The organism is Rhizomicrobium sp. (assembly GCA_037200045.1).
In the GTDB taxonomy this organism is placed as follows: Bacteria; Pseudomonadota; Alphaproteobacteria; order Micropepsales; family Micropepsaceae; genus Rhizomicrobium.
The window spans coordinates 17,969-36,393 of record JBBCHM010000001.1; the positions used below are offsets into that span (position 1 = coordinate 17,969).

Here is an 18,425-nt window from a genome sequence, read left to right on the forward strand (position 1 = left end):
AAGGTTCAAGCGATGTCGATCGGACTCGTTCTCGTCATTATACTGATCATTTTCCTGGTCGGCGGCTTCAGTGGGCGGTTCGGCGGCTACGGCTATGGCTACGGCCATGGCGGCATCGGCATCCTCGGCACGATCTTGATCGTTGTCATAATTCTCATGCTGCTTGGGCGGATATGATCGGTTCGCGTTGGCCGACGCCGGCCGTGAGCATCGCTTGAGATGACCGTGAACACGCCAAGTCTTCCCGCGATCGATGCATCGCTCCCCGCCGCCGTTCACGGCCGCTGGCTCCAATTGGTCGGCGCGGTGCGCGGCCACTATGTGATCGCGCTCGCCGTGCTGGCCGCGCTCATCCTGGCCGGTGTCGGCGCATGGTGGGTCATGGGATCGGGCGGGACCGCCACCTATGTCACGGCACCGCTGGCGCGGGGCGCCGTCACGCGCGCGGTGACGGCGACCGGCTCGGTCAATCCCGTCCTGACCATCACCGTCGGCAGCTACGTCTCCGGCGTGATCCAGGAGATCGATTGCGATTTCAACACCAAGGTCAAGAAGGGCCAGTTGTGCGCCAAGATCGACGCGCGGCCCTATCAGACGATCGTCGAGCAGAACCAGGCGAGCGTGGCGACGGCACGCGCGCAGCTCCTGAAGGACCAGGCCAATCTCGCCTATACGCAGGTCGCCGAGAAACGCTATGCCGGACTGATCGCGCAGAAGGCGACGTCGCAGGACAGCTACGACATCGCGGTCAACGCGCTCAACCAGGCGCGCGCCCAGGTCGCGGTGGACCAGGCGACGATCGGCCAGCACGAGGCCGAGCTCGATGCCGCGACCGTCAATCTCGGCTACACCAACATCGTCGCGCCGGTGGACGGGATCGTGGTCTCGCGCAACGTGACCATGGGCCAGACCGTCGCGGCAAGCTTTCAGACGCCGACCCTGTTCCTGATCGCCACCGATCTGTCCAAGATGGAAGTCGATACGAATGTCAGCGAAAGCGATGTCGGCGACGTGCATGTCGGCGACAAGGGGCGCTTCACGGTGGAGGCCTATCCCGACACGACATTCGAAGGCGTGGTAACCCAGGTCCGTCAGGCGCCGCAGACCGTCCAGAACGTCATCACCTATGATGTCGTCGTCACCGTGCCCAATCCGAAATTGCTCCTGATGCCCGGGATGACGGCGACCATGCGGGTGATCACGGCCGAGCGGCAGAACGTGTTGCGCGTTCCCGATACCGCGCTGCGCTATGTCCCGGGCGGACTTTCCGCCGCGAATGCGCAGGCCGAAGCGGCCGGGCCGGGCCTGTGGGTCATGCGCGACGGCCGGCCGACCCGCGTCGCCGTAACGACCGGCCTGGACGACGACACCAACACCGAAATCGTGGCGGGCGACCTCAAGGTGGGCGACAGCGTGATCGTCTCCGAGCGCGCCGGCACAGGCCGCAAATCGACGAGCGGCGGGCCGGCCATGCGTCTGCCGTGAGCACGCCTGGGCGCGAAGCCGTGATCCAGACGCGCGGTCTCGCGCGCACCTTCCATGTCGGGGACGTCGATGTGCGGGCGCTGCGCGGCGTCGATCTCACCGTCGCGCGCGGCGAGTTCGTCGCCATCATGGGTTCGTCGGGTTCGGGCAAGTCGACGCTCATGGCGCTTCTCGGCTGCCTGGACCGGCCCACCAGCGGGCAATATTTCCTCGAAGGCGTGGACGTCGCCGGCCTGCCGGAGACCGCGCTCGCCTCGGTGCGCAGCGAAAGGCTCGGCTTCGTCTTTCAGAGCTTCAACCTGCTGGCGCGGACCAGCGCCATCGAAAACGTCGAACTGCCGCTGATCTATGCGGCGTCGCCCTTGTCCGGCAGCGAGCGGGCGGCGCGCGCGCGCGAATCGCTGAAGCTGCTGGGGTTGGCGGAGCGCGAGAACAACACGCCCGGCCAGCTTTCCGGCGGCCAGCAGCAGCGCGTCGCCATCGCCCGCGCCCTGATCAATTCGCCCTCCATCCTCCTGGCCGACGAGCCGACCGGCAACCTCGACACCCGCACCTCACACGATATCATGAGCATACTGACGGCGCTCAATCGCGAGCGCGGCCTCACCATCGTGCTTGTGACCCATGAGCCCGACATCGCCGCCTATGCCGACCGCATCGTCACGATGAGCGACGGCCAGATCCTGTCGGACAAGCCCAATGAACGGCCGGCGTCCGTGGCGAAACTGGACGTCGGCACCGGCGGGCAGGCCAGTTCCGCGCGCCCCGACGGGGCGGTCAAGCTGGCCAGTTCCGCGGCCTTCGGGTTGATGATCGTCACCGCCGCCTTGCAGGCGATCTTCCGCAACAAGATGCGTTCGGCGCTGACCATGCTCGGCGTCTTCATCGGCGTCGCCGCGTTGATCGCGATGGTCGATGTCGGGCAGGGCGCTAACGACGCCGTCAAGAAGCAGATCGAAAGCCTGGGAACCAATCTGCTCGTCGTGCTGCCGGGCGCCACGACATCGGGCGGCGCCCGCGGCGGCTCGGGCAGCGCCTCGACGCTGACCGTGGTCGACGCCACGGCGATCCAGCGCGACGACAAAGCCGTCGGGCGGGTCAGCTATCTGATCCGCCAATCCGGGCAGATCCTCTACGGCAACCAGAACTGGACGACCAGCATCCAGGGCGTGACGCCGAACTATCCGCCCACCACCAACTGGACGATCGCCTATGGCCGCGGCATCTCCGACGCCGACGAGAACGACGCCGCCCTCGTCGTCCTGATCGGCCAGACCGTCTGGCACCAGCTGTTCGGCGAATACGCCAATCCGGTGGGCGCCATGCTGATCGTCAAGAACACGCCGCTGCGCGTCATCGGCGTGCTCGGCTCCAAGGGCCAGTCCAGCTTCGGCACCGACCAGGACGATCTCGTCATGATCCCCTTCACGACGGCGGAGCGCAAAGTGCTCGGCGCCGCGGCGCCCAGCCAGCAGAACGCGGCCAATGCGCTCTACGGCACGATCAGCAATCCCTACGGCATCCCGCCGCGCCTGACTGGCTACGTCAACCAGATCTATGTCCAGGCGGCGAGCCCCGACCTGGTGCAGCAGGCGGTCGCCGAGGTGACGCACACTTTGGCGCTGCGCCACCACATCCGCTCGGGCGACGCCAACGATTTCTCGGTGCGCAATCTCAGCCAGATCGCCAGTGCCGCCGAGGGCAGCAGCCAGACGATGTCCTATCTGCTCGCCGCCGTGGCCTCGATCTCGCTGCTGGTCGGCGGCATCGGGATCATGAACATCCTGCTCGTCTCGGTGACCGAGCGCACCCGCGAGATCGGGCTGCGCATGGCGATCGGCGCGCGCCGCGTCCACGTCCTGCTGCAATTCCTGACCGAAGCCGTGCTGCTCAGCGTCGTCGGCGGCATCGCCGGCATCATCGGCGGTCTCATAGCCTCGGAAGTGATTTCGCTCGTCGCGGGCTGGCCGACGCCGATCGTGTGGTCCGCCATCGCCGGCGGTTTCCTGTTCTCGGCGCTGGTCGGCATGTTCTTCGGCTACTATCCGGCGCGGAAGGCGGCGCATTTCGATCCGATCGAGGCGCTGCGCTATGAATAAGCCGCCCGCCGCGAACGAGCTTGCCGCCGAAGACGTTTGGAAACTGCCCGCGGCCGCGCTGCTTACGCGTCTCGCCGCCACGCCCACGGGCCTCACGGGCGCCGAGGCGCAAGCGCGGATCGCGACTTACGGTCCCAACACGGCGGCCGCGGCCAAGCACTCGCCGCTCTGGCTGCAATTCCTCGCCCGGTTCCGCAGCCCGCTGGTCATCATCCTGCTCGTCGCGAGCGCCCTGTCGGCGGCGACCGGCGACGTCGCGAGCTTCGTGATCGTGGTGAGCATCGTCACGATCAGCATGACGCTCGATTTCGTGCAGGAGGTCCGCGCCCAGAACGCGGTCGAGGCGCTGCGCCGCTCGGTCGCCGTCCAGGCCACGGTGCGGCGCGACGGCGCCAAGCTGTCGCTGCCGATCGACCAATTGGTCCCCGGCGACATCGTCGAGCTGATCGCCGGCGATCTCGTGCCGGCGGATTCGCGTTTGCTGGAAAGCCGCGATCTCTTCGTCAACCAGTCGCTGCTGACCGGCGAATCCTATCCGGCGGAGAAGCTGGCCGGCGATCTGGCCACCGGCGCCGAAAATCCCGCCGGTGCGTCGAACGCGGTGTTCGCCGGCACCTCGGTCGTCAGCGGCACCGCGACCATCGTCGTCTGCCGCACCGGCGGCCAGACCGCGCTCGGCGATCTCTCCACCAGCCTGGCGCAGAAGCCGCCGGCGACCGCCTTCGAGATCGGCATCCGCCGCTTCGGCATGCTGATCATGCGCTTCACGGTGCTGATGGTGCTGTTCGTCCTGGTCGTGAACATCTCCTTCCACCGGCCGGTGCTGGAGTCGCTGATGTTCGCGCTGGCGCTCGCCGTCGGGCTGACGCCCGAATTGCTGCCGATGATCGTGACGGTCACGCTCGCCCGCTCGGCGATGGAGCTGGCCAAGAAGAAGGTGATCGTGAAGCGGCTTTCCGCGATCCACGATCTCGGCGCCATGGACGTGCTGTGCACCGACAAGACCGGCACGCTGACCGAAGGCGCCATCCAGCTCGTCCACGTGATCGACGGCCACGGCGTCGAAAGCGCCCGCGCCTGCGCCAATGCCGTCATCAACAGCCGCTTCGAGAGCGGGATGAAGAGCCCGCTCGACGACGCGATCGTCGCGGCCCATCCCTTCGACATGACGGGCTGGAAGAAGATCGACGAAGTGCCGTTCGATTTCGAGCGGCGGCGCATCTCGGTCCTGGTCGAGCACGACGCCAAGCGCCGCCTCATCGTCAAGGGCGCGCCGGAGGATCTTCTGCGCCTGTCGGACCGCTATGAGGACGCGAGCGGCGAGGAACGCCCGCTCGATGCCGACACAAGGCGCGCCTTCGCCGCCACGCTGGACGGCCTCTGCGCGCAGGGCTTTCGTTCCCTGGGCATCGCCAGCCGGACGGCCGATGCCAGCCGGCAGACCGCCGCGATCGGCGACGAGGCGGATCTCGTCTTCTCCGGCTTCGCCGTCTTCCTCGATCCGCCCAAGGCAAGCGCCGGCGCCACCATCCAGGCGATGGCGGCGGCGGGCGTCCAGGTGAAAGTGCTGACCGGCGACAACGAGCTGGTGAGCCGGCACGTCTTCTCGCAGATCGGCATCCCGGTCACCGGCGTGATCACCGGCGACGTGCTCACCAATCTGTCGGACGGCGCGCTGATCGGGCAATTGCCGCAGGTCAATTTGTTCTGCCGCATCAATCCGCAGCAGAAGCACCGCATATTGCTGGCGCTGAAGCGGCTCGGCCATGTCGTCGGCTTCCTGGGCGACGGCATCAACGACGCGCCGGCGCTGCACGCCGCCGATGTCGGGATTTCGGTCGACGGCGCCGCCGATGTCGCGCGCGCGGCCGCCGATCTCATCCTTCTGGAGCACGACCTTGCCGTGGTGCACGACGCCGTGCTCGATGGCCGCGGCGCGGTGCAGAACGTGTCCAAATACGTCCTGATGGGATCGAGCTCGAATTTCGGCAACATGTTCTCCATGGCGGGCGCGGCGCTGTTCCTGCCCTTCCTGCCGATGCTGCCGATCCAGATCCTGCTGAACAACCTGCTCTACGACGTATCGGAGATCGCGATCCCGTTCGACCGGGTCGATCCCGAGGCGACCGCCAAGCCGGTGAAATGGGACATCAAGCTGATCGAGCGGTTCATGCTGGTGTTCGGGCCGGTCAGTTCGGTGTTCGATTTCCTGACCTTCTATGCGCTGCTCAACCTGTTCGGCGCCGGCCAGGCGCTGTTCCAGACCGGCTGGTTCATCGAGTCGATCACGACCCAGGTCCTGGTGGTCTTCGCCATCCGCACGCGGCGCCGGTTCTTTCGCAGCCGGCCGCGCGGCTTCCTCGTCGGCATGGCGTTCGCGGCGGTGGCTTTGGCGATCGCGCTGCCGCTGCTGCCTTTGGGCGGCTGGTTCGGCTTCGTGGCGCCGCCGCCCTGGTTCTTCGTCTACCTGATCGGCGCGACGGCGGGATATCTGGCGCTGGTGGAAGTGGTCAAGGGAATCTTCTACCGCTACGCGGCGCCGGGCGGCGTGTGATGCCGCGTTCGAAGAACATGCTCATCGCGGTCGGTGCTCCCTGCCATTGGCTTTCGGCGCCGAACAAGACGCCGCTCGCGGCGGCGCCTTCAGATTTGCGCCCAACCGCCGTCGGCCTGGATGTCGGCGCCATTGATGAGGCTGGAGGCGTCGGATGCCAGGAACGCCACCACTTTTCCGACCTCGTCGGCCGTGCCGAGCCGGCCGAGCGGCGTCTGGGACGCGATGTATGCCAGCCGGCGCTGAGCGGCATCCGCGTCGGGCGACGCGCCGAGTTGTCCCGGCGTCGCGATGGCGCCCGGGCTCATCACGTTGATCCGGATGCCGCGGCCCGCCAGATCGACGATCCAGCTGCGTGCGAGCGCCCGAATGGCCGCCTTCGTGGCCGCATAGATGCCGCGCCCAGCCAATCCCTTGTTGGCCAGGGTCGAGCCCGTAAGGATCACGGAACCACCCTCGCCCAGCAGGGAGAGCGCCTTCTGGACCGTGAAAACAATACCCTTCAGATTGGTCGACAGCATTGCATCGACCGCATCTTCCGTGATCTGGCCGAGCGGAGCCGGTATCAGAACGCCCGCATTGGCGAAGACGATATCGAGCTTGCCCTTGGTGTCCCGGATGGTCGCGTAAACGCGGTCGAGGTCGGCCGGAACCGACGAGTCCGCCTGAACGGCGACGACATCTGCGCCGACCTCGGCGACGGCCTTGTCCAATTCCGCCTGCCGGCGGCCCGTGATGAAGACGAAGGCCCCTTCGGCAACGAAACGTTTTGCCGTGGCGAGGCCGAGCCCGCTGCTGCCGCCGGTGATCACGGCGACTTTGCCCTGCAAGGATCCGCTCATGTGCGAAGGAACGCCAGCAGGTCGGCGTTGACCTGGCCCTTATGGGTCGTCGTCATGGCGTGCGGCGCTTTCGGATAGATCTTGAGCGTCGCGCCGCGGACGAGCTCGGCCGCGATATAGGCGTTCGCCACAGGGGCGATCTGATCGTCATCGCCGTGCAGGATCAGCGTGGGGACGTCGATCGTCTTGAGGTCTTCGGTGACGTCGGTCTCGGCGAACGCGGCGATTCCGAAATAGGCGGCCGGGAAGCCGGAGAGCATCGTCATGGCCCAGGTCTGGTCTAGATCGCTCTGCGGAACGGTCGACCCCGCGCGGTTGGTGGAGAAGTGCGCCGCGATCATCGCCTTGAAGTGCTGGCCGCGGTCCGTCAGGACCCTCTCCCGCAATCCGTCGAAATAGGCGGCCGGCGCTCCGTCCGGGTTTCCCGGCGTCTGCATGACCACGGGGACCGTTGCACCGATGAACACCGTCTTGGCGATGCGGCCGGTGCCGTACTTGCCGATATAGCGTCCGACGACCCCGCCGCCGGTGGAGTGGCCGACCAGGACGACATCGGTCAGGTCGAGGGCCTTCAGGAGTTCGTTGAGGTCATCGACATAGGTGTCGACATTGTTGCCGTCCCAGGGCTGGCCGGACCGTCCATGTCCGCGACGATCGTGCGCGACGACCCTGTAGCCCCTGGATGCGAGGAAGAACATCTGGTCCTCGAACGTGTCGGCGTTCAGGGCGTAGGCGTGGAGGAAGACGACGGGCTGTCCGGTTCCCCAATCCTTGACGTAAAGGTCGGTGCCGTCCTTGGTGGTGAAGTAGCTCATGGTTTCTCCACTTGGTGATCGTGAATGGCCCGGGGGTCAGCCGCGATGAAAAGAAGCCGCGGCGGTCAACGGAGGAAATCGAGCGTGGCCTTGCCGAACGCTTCGGAGTGCTGGAACAGAAAGGCGTGGCCGGCATCGCCGTAGAACAGCGCCGTCGCGTTCTTCATGCGCCGCACCATGGCGAAGGAATCGCCCGCATCCACCATTATGTCGTGGGCGCCGTTGGCAACGAGCACGGGAATAGCGATCTCTTCCAGGCGATCCCATGCGGAACCATCGCCGCGGGCCCATTTCATGATCGCCTGCAACTGCCGGCCCCAGGCGTCCGCGCTGACTTCGGCGTGCGACTTCGACAGACGCGGCTCGAGCCGCTTCAGCGATTCCTTGCCGACGCGCTGGCTCGCGTCATCAAGACCGAAGAAGAGATAGAGGAAGTCCGCCTCGGTGCTGACCGGAGCGGTCATCGTCTTGGCGACCTTCGGATCGAGCGCGGGCGAACCCGGCACGCCGCCCGGACCGCTTCCCACAACGAGCAGGCGCCGGACCAAGCCCGGATGATTCAACGCAACCATCTGACTGACGAACCCGCCGATCGACCAGCCGAGCAGGTCGACCTGCGTCAGGCCGAGCGCGGCGATGAAATCGACCGTGGTTTCCGCCATCTCCGCAAAGCTCGTTGCGACGTCACCCGTGCTCTCGCTGACACCCGCATTGTCGAAGATGATCACACGACGCTCGGCGGCGAGAACATCCAGGAACGCGGGATCCCAGTGATCCATGGTTCCCCGAAAGCGCGTGAGCAGCACCAGGGGCGGGCCGGCATTCGCGACGCCGAAGTCGCGATAGGCATAGATCGCCGACTTTCCTTGGATATGGCGGGTATCGACTGCGTCTGAGGCAAATCCCATCGCAACTCTCCTTTGACGGAAGTGGATTGGAAAAGACAACCCAAATGGTCAGACCACGTTGCGGATGTCGCGTCAATGGGTTGGGATTGCCAATCCACTAATCAGGCGATAAAAGACAAAAATGAGAGCTCCACGCATCGCCAACCCCCGAGTCTGTTCCATCGATGCCGCCATGAAGGTAATCGGCGAGAAATGGGCGCTGCTGGCTCTTCGCGAGATCGTCCTTGGCCAGCACCGCTTCGACGACATCGCGTTCAACACCGGTGCGCCGCGCGACGTCCTGGCCGCCCGGCTGAAATCGCTGGAGGCCGCCGGCATCGTGCGGCGGACGCTCTATCAGAAGCGGCCCGCCCGGCATGCGTATCATCTCACGGAGGCGGGCGAGCAGCTTTTCGCCGTCCTGCATGCGATCCGCGATTGGGGTGACCGGTTCATGCGCGACGATCCGGAAAACGTCGTCGTCTTCCGCCATTCCTGCGGCGCCGAGCTGCGCACGCAGATGTGCTGCGCCGCCTGCGGCGAGGTGGTTGCTCCGGAAGACGTGGCAGGCGACCGGGTGGTGCGTCGGTCGGACATTGTCCGCACCGAAGCCTGATCGGGCTTCCGTTTGTCTCTGTACCGCTTCAAGCCTAAGCGGGAACGCGGTAGCCAAGGCCGATGAAGGCATCTTCGCTCCAATGTCGCTTAGATTTCCCATCGACAAGCGGAGCGGATCATCATCACTTTTCGCTATGTCTATGACGATCAGGTATTCGCTTTGATACGGATTTGTGTGCCGAGTTCTGCCTTTGTATGCCTTTTCACGCCGAGAAGAACGAAATGAAACAGCAGGCAAACCCCTATTCTACCAGGATATAGATGGTGGGCGCGACAGGGATTGAACCTGTGACCCCTCCCGTGTGAAGGGAAGAAAGAATTCTCCTTGTTCAACGGCTTAGGGTCATTTTCGGCTTTTTTCCACGTCTTTTCCACGGATCCAAACGTTGCGACAAACGTCATAGGCTAGAACGTCGACCGTCTGCTTTCAGATGCTATGTCGATGATGAGGCGCGGCAGTGATCGGGCGAATTCGACCAATGCGACACGGCATTCACGCGATGCCGTGGAACCGCGCATATTAAGGGCTCTGGACGCCTTCAAGCTTTGAGGCTGAGATAAGCTCGGTTTGTAAGGGGGATCGGGATGTCGAGTGGCGTCACTGTGGACGATGTCCGGCGGGAGCTTAAGGACAGACCTCTTTTGGCATCGAATCGCGGTCTCCCTTGGATGGGCGTCGCGGTGGACGAGTTTGACGGCTATTTTGCGAATGACGTTCTGGCGCCGCCGCGCGACCACAACGCCATAACCATAAATCTCGGCGTGTCGCCATTGATCATCCAGCACCGCTGCGGGCGCAGCTTTCGTAGCCCGTCGCAAATCGGCGAGGCTTCCATCATACCGGCCGGCCATGAATCCCGCTGGCAAGGACGCGTGCCCGCCAACATATGTTTGCGATTCGCTCCGGAGATTTTGCGCCAAGCGGGTTACGACGCGCGCGCGACCGGCGAACCGAGGGTGAGGATGGCGAACGGCTTTCGCCTTCGCGACCCCATGCTGGCGCACTATGGCACGCTTTTCCGCCACGAGCTGACGAGGCCGGCGCATCCGACTCAAATTCTCTTGATCGAAAGCCTGACGACGACGCTGTTGATGCACCTGCTGCGCGGCTACACCGATGCGGTGGGCGTCGACGACCGGTGGACGACGTCGTCGCACAGCGCGGCCATTCGGCGCGTGCTTCGCTATATCGACGACCAGCCCAACTCTCGCATCGCTCTTGAGGAACTCGCCGATGTTGCGGGGGTGAGCCGCTTCCATTTCTGCCGCGTCTTCAAACGCGAATTGGGCATGACCCCGGCGAGCTATGTCGAGCGCGCGCGAATCGAACGGGCCAAGACTTTGATTCGCAGCGGCCAGTGGTCCCTGGCCGAAGTGGCGCATGAAATCGGATTCTCCGACCAGAGCCATTTCACACGCCGTTTCCAGAGTCACGAACGGTGCACCCCGGCTGCGTATGCGCGCGAATACGGACGGCGGTCGCCATCCCGGCGCAATTAAGCCGGTGGCCGAGCAATATCCGTCCAAGCGGCGCATGGCGCGGCAATCTTTCCAAGAGTTCAGCGGTCAATATGGCCACGTAACCGTTTTGAAAGGCTGGTTCTCATGAAGAATACGATCGCGGCGGCGCTCGCTTGTACCGCGCTCTTGGCGTTTGCACCGACACAGGCGGCACCTGTCAAGAATATCGTTCTCGTCCACGGCGCGTGGGCTGACGGGTCGGGCTGGAAGGGCGTCTACGACATCCTCAGGAAGGACGGCTACAACGTCAGCGTCGTCGCCAATCCCGATACCGGCCTCGCAGACGATATTGCCGCCACAGAGCGGGTGCTCGCGCGCCTTGACGGCCCCATCATTCTTGTCGGCCACTCCTACGGCGGCGTCGTGATCTCGAATGCCGGCCTGAATCCGAAAGTGGTGGGCCTTGTCTATATCGCGGCCTTCGCGCCCGATATCGGCGAGTCCGCGGCGCAGTTTCTCCCGAAGGGACCGCTTCCGGGTACGCCGACGAAGGATGGGCTTCTGTTCATGAAGCGGGATATCTACCTCAATGCGTTTGCGCCGGACGTGCCGCAGGATGTGAAGGAGTTCATGGCCGACAGCCAGGTTCCGATTCAACTCAGCGGCGTCACGGCGAAGGCCACCAAGGCGGCGTGGAGGAGCAAGCCCACCTGGTATCTCGTATCGAAGGATGACGCGATCATCCCGCCCGACAACGAGCGGATGTTCGCACGTCGCATGAAAGCGACGACCGAAGAAGTCGCGGGAAGCCATGTCGCGTTCATTTCCCATCCGGACGTCGCCGCGGCCCTGATCGAAAAAGCGGCGATGGGTGCTGCGAAGTAGCCTTGAACGCGCCCGGCTTTCGAAAGGCCAGCCGTGCTTCGCCCGATAAACGGGAGCGAGGAGCCTCTTGGACCCCAGTTATATTTCCGCCTTGTCAGGATTGGCCGGGGCGGCGATCGGCGGCTTCACCTCCATCTCGACGGCATGGGTCTCCCAATTCGCGCAATTTCGCGAGCGAACGCTCGCTGGCGAGCGCGCAAAGCGAGAGAAATTGTTCGGAGATTTCGTAACCGAAGCCAGCCGCCTCTACGGAGATGCGCTCACGCACGAACGGGACGACATCAAGAATCTGGTCGAACTCTATGCGATGGTTTCAAAAATGCGCCTGCTGGCATCGGAAGCCGTCGTTGCATCCGCAGAGCGGACGATGGACATCATCGTCGAGACCTATTTGTCCCCAAACCGGGGTCTTCAGGAGTTCCGCGATGCCGGAAAGAAAGGCGAACTGAATTTTCTGCGTGATTTCGCCGACCTTTGTCGAGCGGAACTCAATTTAATTCGGCCCAGGCGGCATCGACGCGCATGAAACATGTCGTTGGCCCTCGCTATGCCTCTCGACCCAGCCTCACGTGTCGAGCATTTTGCGGACCTTGCTCGTGAGTGCGGACAGCGCGAAAGGTTTGGTGAGCACTTCCATTCCGTGCCCGAGACGGCCGCTGCTGACCGTGGCGTTTTCCGCGTAGCCGGTGATGAAAAGGACCTTGAGGTCCTTGCGCTCCATGCAGACCGCGTCGGCCAGCTGACGCCCGTTCATTCCGCCGGGCAGCCCGACATCGGTGATCAGCAGCGCGATGGAAGGTTGGGACTGCGCGACGGCGAGAGCGGATGCGGCATCGCTTGCTTCCAATACGTTGTAACCGTTCTCCGTCAGCACCTCAGCCACAAGCATTCTCACGGTCGGCTCGTCATCGACGATGAGGATGGTCTCGCCTGAGCCGGGATGCGTCCGCTCGGCGGCCGCGCCGGTGGTTTCGTCGGGCGTCCCGACATGGCGCGGAAGATAGAGGCACGTGGTCGTGCCTTTCCCGACCTCGGTATAGATGCGGACCTGCCCGCCCGACTGGCGCACGAAGCCGTAGATCATGGACAGGCCCAGGCCGGTACCCTGGCCCAGCGGCTTGGTCGTATAGAACGGGTCGAAGGCGCGGGCCGCCACGTCGGGCGTCATGCCCGTGCCGGTGTCGGAGACGCACAGCGAGATATATTGTCCCGCGGGTAGTTCGCGCTCCCCTGCCGTGCGCTCGTCGAGCCATCGGTTGGCGGTCTCGATGATCAGCTTGCCGCCGTCCGGCATGGCATCGCGCGCGTTGATGCACAGATTGAGCAGCGCGCTTTCGAGCTGGGGCGCATCGACCCGCGTCGGCCACAACCCGCCAGCACCCACGACCTCGACGGCGATGTTGGGACCGACCGTGCGGCGGACGAGATCCTCCATGCCGGCGATAAGCCGGTTCACGTCGGTGGGCCGGGGATCGAGCGTCTGCCGCCGCGAGAAGGCCAGCAGGCGATGGGTCAGCGCCGCCGCCCGGTTGGCGGATTCGAGCGCGGCGTTGAGAAAGCGGTCTGCGTCGCCGGCGCGGCCTTCGGCTATGCGGTGCTGGGCGCGGTCCAGCGCGCCGGTGATGCCTTGCAGGATATTGTTGAAGTCGTGCGCCAGCCCGCCGGTCAGCTGTCCGACGGCTTCCATCTTCTGCGCCTGGCGGAGCTGCTCTTCGAGATTCTGGCGATCGGTGATGTCGCGTGCGGTGACCGCAAGACGGCGCTTCTGTCCGGCCTCCGCCGGGATTGGAGTCGCGACCGCCTCGATCGCGGAGTTTCCCTGCCGCCGGGAGTATCTATACGGCATATCCTGCCGCAACGCTTTCGCCAGATGCGCATTCAGGGTGGCGGCGCCGTCCGATGGCAAGACCTCATCGACCGTCCGCCCAATCACTTCTTCTCGCGCCATACCGTAGAGATTGAGCGTGGCGGGATTGATCTCGGCATATTCGAACCTGCCGTCCTCGCGCAGCGCAAGGATCGCATGGCACTCGGACGAGTGCAGGTAGAAAGTTCTGATGTTCTCGAGCTCCGCCGTGCGTTCTGCGACGCGGCTCTCGAGGGTTTCGTTCGCGATCTGAAGCGCGATCTCCATTTTCTTGTGCTCGGTCACGTCGACGCCTTGCACGAAAATGCCGATCACCGCGCCTTGGCTGTCCAGGATGGGCTGATAGACGAAATCGACATAGCGCTCGTCGACCGGTCCGTCCCGCGTCTCCTGTCGCAGATATTTGGAGCCGACTGCCGAATAGGCTTTTGCGTCGCGAAAGACGGCGTCCAGAAGCTCGAGATAGCCTTGGGCGACTGCATCGGGCAAAGCCTCGGCGATGGTTCGCCCGAGCACCGGCCGATGGCCCACCAGTTCGAGATAGCGCGGATTGACCAGCTCGATGACGTGTTCGGGCCCGCGCAGCATGGCCATGAAGGTCGGCGCCTGTTCGAACAGGAGGGCCAGCCTCTGCTGCTCCGATGCCAGGACTCGATTGGCGAGGACCTGGTCGGTGATCTCGATGCAGACGCCGAACAAGCCGGCGACGGTCCCATCGTCGCGCCGCGCCGGCGTATAGGAGAAGGCGAAATGCGCTTCCTCCAGCTTGCCGCGCCGGTCCAGCGCCAGCGAGATGTCGTCCATATGGATGGGCTGCCCGGCCCATACCTGGTCGAACAGCGGCTTCAGGTCGGTCCACGCCTCGGCCCAGACTTCGCTGGCCGGCATTCCGAGACAGTCGGGATGCTTGCGCCCCGCGATGGGGATGAAGGCGTCGTTGTAGAGCCAGGTCCTGTCGGGTCCCCAAGCGACGATCGGGATTTATCGCGCGTTGATCGCGCAGGGGCCGGCATCGCCGGAGGTCCATCTTTGGCTGGGCCATGCGCTCAGGGCGATCGGAAGAAGCGAGGAGTCCATCGAAGCCTATCGCGCCGCGACCGCAATGCGTGGCGATTTCGGGGATGCCTATTGGAGCCTCGCCAACCTGAAGACCTATCGGTTCGCAGACGAAGAGATCGCGCGGATGCGCCACGAAGAGGCCGCACCCGAGACGTCGCCGGTCGACCGCGCCCATCTGTGCTTCGCCCTCGGCAAGGCGTTGGAAGACCGCGATGAGATTGCCGCGTCCTGGGATTTTTATGCGCGCGGCAACGCGCTGATGCGAGCCCGCAACAGCCACCGGCCGCACGCGACGGAAGCGGCCGCGGCGGCGCAGATGAAAATCTGCAATCGCGAATTCTTCGCTCGCCGGAGCGGCTGGGGAAGCGCGCGTCCGGATCCGATCTTTATCGTCGGCCTGCCAAGATCGGGCTCAACCTTGTTGGAGCAGATCCTCGCGTCCCATTCCCAGGTCGATGGTACGCAGGAATTGCCGGACATTCCGCGCATCGTTCGAGGCCTTCAGGCGCACGGCTCCTATCCGGCGGTGATGGAGCGCCTGACTGAAACCGACATCGCCGCGCTGGCCGAGAAATATCTGACGGACACGGCAGTCCACCGCAGGGGACGGGCGTTCTTCATCGACAAGATGCCGAACAATTTCCGCCACATCGGTCTGATCCAACTCATGCTGCCCAATGCGCGCATCATCGATGCCCGGCGGGAGCCGATGGCGTGCTGCTTCGGCAATCTCAAGCAATTGTTCGGCGACGGTCAGGAATTTGCGTACGGCCAGGAAGACATTGCCCGCTATTATCGCAGCTACCTCGCTCTGATGCGCCATTGGGACGAGGTTCTGCCGGCGCGCATCCTGCGCGTCCATTACGAAGACGTCGTCACCGATTTGGAAGGCAGCGTGCGCCGCCTGCTCGCGTATTGCGGTCTCGCCTTCGAACCGGCCTGCCTCGAATTTCACCGTGCCCGCCGCAGCATTGCCACCCCAAGCTCGGAACAGGTGCGTCGTCCGATTTCGCGCGGCAGCCTCGACGCCTGGAAGAAATACGAGACTTGGCTATCGCCGTTGAAAACCGCTCTGGGGGACGCGATCTTGCGCTATCGCGACTGACGAGAAGCGGCGGACGACCGGGGAAGCGGCGGCAGACGCAATTTGCGCGGAGCCGCCGGGGCCGGCGCATCCTGCAGCGGAGCCAGTGGGACGGTGGGCTCGTTCTTGGCGACATGCACCGCAAACGCCGTCTTGACGGTCTCGACATTCGGAGCGGTCAGGAGGGACCGGGTGACGAAGGCCTGAAGTTCGGTCAAATCCCTGGCGACGCATTTGAGCAGGAAGTCGGTCTCGCCCGAGAGGGCGCAACATTCGCGCACCGTGGACCAGCCCTGCACGCGTTTCTCGAACGCCTTAACCTCGCGATCGGATTGGGACTTGAGCCCGACGGACACGAAGGCCAACACCGCAAAGCCGAGCTTCTGAGCATCCAGCACCGCATGATAGCCGCGGATGTATCCTCGTTCTTCCAGAAGATGGGTGCGCCGAAGGGCGGGGGGCGGCGTGACGCCGGCATATTCCGCCAGCTGCACATTTGTGGCGCGGCCATTTATTTGCAGGGCATGCAGGATGTGGAGATCGACGCCGTCGAGGCCGGGGGTGCCCTGGACCATCCGCTTTCCGGCGGCAGCCGCCTCGTCCGATCCCGCTTCGTGCTGCGCCATGCTTGAAGGACCTGACCAGTGCAGATGGAAAGGACCGCCGCATTCTTGCGAGATGCAGCGGTCAAGTCTTGGGGTTCCGTTCCGTGCCGAGGCAGGAACACAGCGCTCTTTGACTCAGCGCCGCACCTCTTAAGACGATGGGCGGGGGAATTTCCCTATGGAGAAGCTCGGTGATCGGCGCATGGGTGCCCCGCGCGCCCGAACAGGTGGGCGCGATCGGCGCCGCCCGCAGCCGAGGGCGGGGCATTCCCCGCCGTGAGGGCCGGATTGCCCAAATAATCGATTTCGATCAAGATCGGTATTAATCGCGCACCGCCAGGGCGTGCGAGCGGGGCTGGAATCTGGAATCATGAGCAAGGCACGACGCATCCTAGCCGTCATCTTCGGCTGCCTGGTGGCCCTTGCGGTCGTGCTGTTCCTGACCTGGGAACTGGCGGGCGACCGGTTGCTGGACATGGCTGTGCATCGCCTATTGGCCGACCGCTTCGACGGCATGCCGCCGGTGCGCAACGACATGCAGGCGATGCAATCGGTCAAAGTCCGCATGCGCGACGGCGTCAATCTCGCGACGCATATCTATCTGCCGGAGGGCAAGGGCCCCTGGCCGGCGATCCTGGTGCGCGACCCTTACGGGGTCACGCAATATATCTCTTGCCGGATTTTCGTCCGCTACGGCTATGCCTGCGTGCATCAGGATGTCCGCGGTCGTTTCGGCTCCGGCGGCGCTTGGTACCCGCTCGTCAACGAGCGCAATGACGGGATCGATACGATCGCCTGGATCCTCAAACAGCCCTGGCAGGACCGCAAGCTCGCGCTGTGGGGCGAGTCCTATCTCGGCCTTGTGCAATGGGCGATGGCGGACAAGCTGCCGCCCGAAGTGAAGACCTTCGTCGCCGGTGTTTCGCACGGCGATTTCTATCAGATGATCTATCACAACGGCATGTTCGTTCAGGGCATCGTCGGCGTGTGGTCGTCGGGGCTGTCGCAACCCCTGTTGAAAGCCCTGTCGTCGCAGGATCGCTGGAAGGACCATATCGCCGGGGCGATCCCCGCCGCCGGCGTCGATCCGGACGGCTTTCTCGCCGCCTGGCCGTCCTATCGCGACTATCTCCTGCATCCCGAACCCGACGATCCCTATTGGCATTCGCCGATCTACGATGCGATCCGCAATTCGTTTGCGGGCGTGCATGTGCCGGTAATGATGATCGGGCGCAGCTACGATTTCTTCCTGCCCGGCATGCTTCAGACCTTCCGCCGCCTGCCGACCCATGCGCAAAGCGTTCTCTTTCTCGGCCCCGGCGAACATGGCGGCGCGCCCGGCGATCTCAAGGTCGATCACCCGAACCGGCGCTATTTCGCCGACACGCTCGCATGGTTCGATCACTTCCTGAGGGGCAAGCCGCTGCCGGCGTCCCTGGCGCCCGGCTACGACGTCTACATCAACGGCGCCGATCGTTGGCAGCACTATGCCGAGTGGCCCGGGGCGACGCGGCCGCTCACGCTTCACCTCGGCGACCTCGCCCATTCGCATGGCTGCGAGCGCGGCCGGCTGACGCCGCAGCCGCCGGCCGTGCCGAGTGTCGCTCGGTATCGCTACGATCCGCGTCATCCGGTGCCGACACGCGGCTCGTCCTATTCCCTGTCGACCAGTCTGGTGCCCTCCGCTGTGGCGGAACAGAAGAACGATCTGTGCGGCCGGCCGGATGTGTTGTCCTTCTCCTCCGCGCCGTTCGCCAAGGCGCGGATGATCGCCGGCGGGATGCGCGTCAAGCTCCTGGTTTCCAGCGACGCGCCGGACACTGCGTTCACGGTCAAGGTCTCCGAACATTTCGCCGATGGCCGCGTCTACAACATCCGCGACGACATCAGCACGCTCGGCCTGCGCAACGGCGCCCGGCGGCGCCTTGCCTATCGCCCCGGCGACCAGGTGGAGGTCGATCTCGATCTCACGCCGGTCGCCTGGCAGATCCAGAAGGGATCGCATCTGCGCTTCGACGTCTCGTCGTCGAATTTCCCCGTGTTCAACGCCCACCCCAATCGTGCCGGCCTGTGGAGTACGGCGCCGTCGCCGGTTGTCGCGACGCAGACGCTCTACGGCGGTTCGCTCGAAATTCCGTTCGCGGATTGAGCGGCAGCCGAACCT

Annotated in this window: 15 protein-coding genes; 10 read left to right on the plus strand and 5 right to left on the minus strand. The window is 64.5% G+C overall.

Translation table 11 applies throughout. The features are described from left to right. The first annotated feature begins 12 nt into the window (after window positions 1-12). From WDM86_00115 to mgtA, 4 genes are read left to right on the plus strand one after another with little or no spacing between them, the layout of a single operon-like run. The gene (locus WDM86_00115; GenBank protein ID MEI9988417.1) at window positions 13-177 is read left to right on the plus strand and encodes a DUF3309 family protein; all 165 of its coding nucleotides are present in this window, start codon (window positions 13-15) and stop codon (window positions 175-177) included. Between the two features lie 48 nt (window positions 178-225). Further along, a complete protein-coding gene (locus WDM86_00120; protein MEI9988418.1) occupies window positions 226-1,485 on the plus strand; it encodes an efflux RND transporter periplasmic adaptor subunit in 1,260 nt (419 codons plus the stop codon). Next, window positions 1,482-3,584 (plus strand): ABC transporter permease, encoded by a 2,103-nt coding sequence (locus tag WDM86_00125; GenBank protein MEI9988419.1) that lies wholly within the window; start codon window positions 1,482-1,484, stop codon window positions 3,582-3,584. Before WDM86_00120 ends, WDM86_00125 begins: the two co-directional genes overlap by 4 nt. Then, entirely contained in the window at window positions 3,577-6,138 is a 2,562-nt protein-coding gene (mgtA, locus tag WDM86_00130) for a magnesium-translocating P-type ATPase (GenBank protein ID MEI9988420.1), read from the plus strand. Before WDM86_00125 ends, mgtA begins: the two co-directional genes overlap by 8 nt. Window positions 6,139-6,227: 89 nt before the next feature. Here mgtA and WDM86_00135 read toward each other — a convergent pair whose 3' ends face one another. The 3 genes from WDM86_00135 to WDM86_00145 form a co-directional block, all read right to left on the minus strand. After that, window positions 6,228-6,968 (minus strand): SDR family oxidoreductase, encoded by a 741-nt coding sequence (locus WDM86_00135; protein ID MEI9988421.1) that lies wholly within the window; start codon window positions 6,966-6,968, stop codon window positions 6,228-6,230. 8 nt (window positions 6,969-6,976) lie between these two features. Further along, window positions 6,977-7,795: an alpha/beta hydrolase gene (locus WDM86_00140; GenBank protein MEI9988422.1), complete on the minus strand. Its 819-nt coding sequence runs from the start codon at window positions 7,793-7,795 to the stop codon at window positions 6,977-6,979. 65 nt (window positions 7,796-7,860) lie between these two features. Further along, on the minus strand, window positions 7,861-8,703 hold the full coding sequence (locus tag WDM86_00145) for an alpha/beta hydrolase (GenBank protein MEI9988423.1): 843 nt from the start codon (window positions 8,701-8,703) through the stop codon (window positions 7,861-7,863). Window positions 8,704-8,824: 121 nt separating this feature from the next. Here WDM86_00145 and WDM86_00150 point away from each other — a divergent pair, with 121 nt between their 5' ends. The 4 genes from WDM86_00150 (at window position 8,825) to WDM86_00165 (ending at window position 12,172) form a co-directional block, all read left to right on the plus strand. Next, complete coding sequence (locus tag WDM86_00150; GenBank protein ID MEI9988424.1) at window positions 8,825-9,298, plus strand: helix-turn-helix domain-containing protein; 474 nt, start codon at window positions 8,825-8,827, stop codon at window positions 9,296-9,298. Between the two features lie 671 nt (window positions 9,299-9,969). Further along, window positions 9,970-10,800 carry an AraC family transcriptional regulator gene (locus tag WDM86_00155; GenBank protein MEI9988425.1) on the plus strand — a complete coding sequence of 277 codons (831 nt, stop codon included), beginning with the start codon at window positions 9,970-9,972 and terminating at the stop codon, window positions 10,798-10,800. Between the two features lie 105 nt (window positions 10,801-10,905). Beyond that, a complete protein-coding gene (locus tag WDM86_00160) occupies window positions 10,906-11,646 on the plus strand; it encodes an alpha/beta hydrolase (protein MEI9988426.1) in 741 nt (246 codons plus the stop codon). A gap of 67 nt (window positions 11,647-11,713) precedes the next feature. After that, window positions 11,714-12,172: a hypothetical protein gene (locus tag WDM86_00165; protein ID MEI9988427.1), complete on the plus strand. Its 459-nt coding sequence runs from the start codon at window positions 11,714-11,716 to the stop codon at window positions 12,170-12,172. Window positions 12,173-12,211: 39 nt separating this feature from the next. On the opposite strand, the gene WDM86_00170 is transcribed toward WDM86_00165, so the two are convergent. Further along, entirely contained in the window at window positions 12,212-14,494 is a 2,283-nt protein-coding gene (locus tag WDM86_00170) for a PAS domain-containing protein (GenBank protein ID MEI9988428.1), read from the minus strand. A 202-nt stretch (window positions 14,495-14,696) separates the two neighbouring features. Between WDM86_00170 and WDM86_00175 the strand changes: the two genes are divergently transcribed. Further along, window positions 14,697-15,677, plus strand: a complete 981-nt coding sequence (locus WDM86_00175; protein MEI9988429.1) for a sulfotransferase — start codon at window positions 14,697-14,699, stop codon at window positions 15,675-15,677. Here the strand turns inward: WDM86_00175 and WDM86_00180 are convergent. After that, window positions 15,665-16,282, minus strand: a complete 618-nt coding sequence (locus WDM86_00180; GenBank protein MEI9988430.1) for an Lrp/AsnC family transcriptional regulator — start codon at window positions 16,280-16,282, stop codon at window positions 15,665-15,667. The genes WDM86_00175 and WDM86_00180 overlap by 13 nt on opposite strands. Before the next feature lie 349 nt (window positions 16,283-16,631). On the opposite strand from WDM86_00180, the gene WDM86_00185 reads away from it, so the two are divergent. Continuing rightward, entirely contained in the window at window positions 16,632-18,410 is a 1,779-nt protein-coding gene (locus tag WDM86_00185; protein ID MEI9988431.1) for a CocE/NonD family hydrolase, read from the plus strand. The last annotated feature ends 15 nt before the right edge of the window (window positions 18,411-18,425 follow it).

What these genes read in the sequence shown, in the direction of transcription:
- WDM86_00115 (MEI9988417.1), top strand. Translation starts at nt 13, where the DNA reads ATGTCGATCGGACTCGTTCTCGTCATTATACTGATCATTTTCCTGGTC.
- mgtA (MEI9988420.1), top strand. Translation starts at nt 3,577, where the DNA reads ATGAATAAGCCGCCCGCCGCGAACGAGCTTGCCGCCGAAGACGTTTGG.
- WDM86_00140 (MEI9988422.1), bottom strand. Translation starts at nt 7,795, where the DNA reads ATGAGCTACTTCACCACCAAGGACGGCACCGACCTTTACGTCAAGGAT.
- WDM86_00145 (MEI9988423.1), bottom strand. Translation starts at nt 8,703, where the DNA reads ATGGGATTTGCCTCAGACGCAGTCGATACCCGCCATATCCAAGGAAAG.
- WDM86_00150 (MEI9988424.1), top strand. Translation starts at nt 8,825, where the DNA reads ATGAGAGCTCCACGCATCGCCAACCCCCGAGTCTGTTCCATCGATGCC.
- WDM86_00155 (MEI9988425.1), top strand. Translation starts at nt 9,970, where the DNA reads ATGGGCGTCGCGGTGGACGAGTTTGACGGCTATTTTGCGAATGACGTT.
- WDM86_00160 (MEI9988426.1), top strand. Translation starts at nt 10,906, where the DNA reads ATGAAGAATACGATCGCGGCGGCGCTCGCTTGTACCGCGCTCTTGGCG.
- WDM86_00175 (MEI9988429.1), top strand. Translation starts at nt 14,697, where the DNA reads ATGCGCCACGAAGAGGCCGCACCCGAGACGTCGCCGGTCGACCGCGCC.
- WDM86_00180 (MEI9988430.1), bottom strand. Translation starts at nt 16,282, where the DNA reads ATGGCGCAGCACGAAGCGGGATCGGACGAGGCGGCTGCCGCCGGAAAG.
- WDM86_00185 (MEI9988431.1), top strand. Translation starts at nt 16,632, where the DNA reads ATGAGCAAGGCACGACGCATCCTAGCCGTCATCTTCGGCTGCCTGGTG.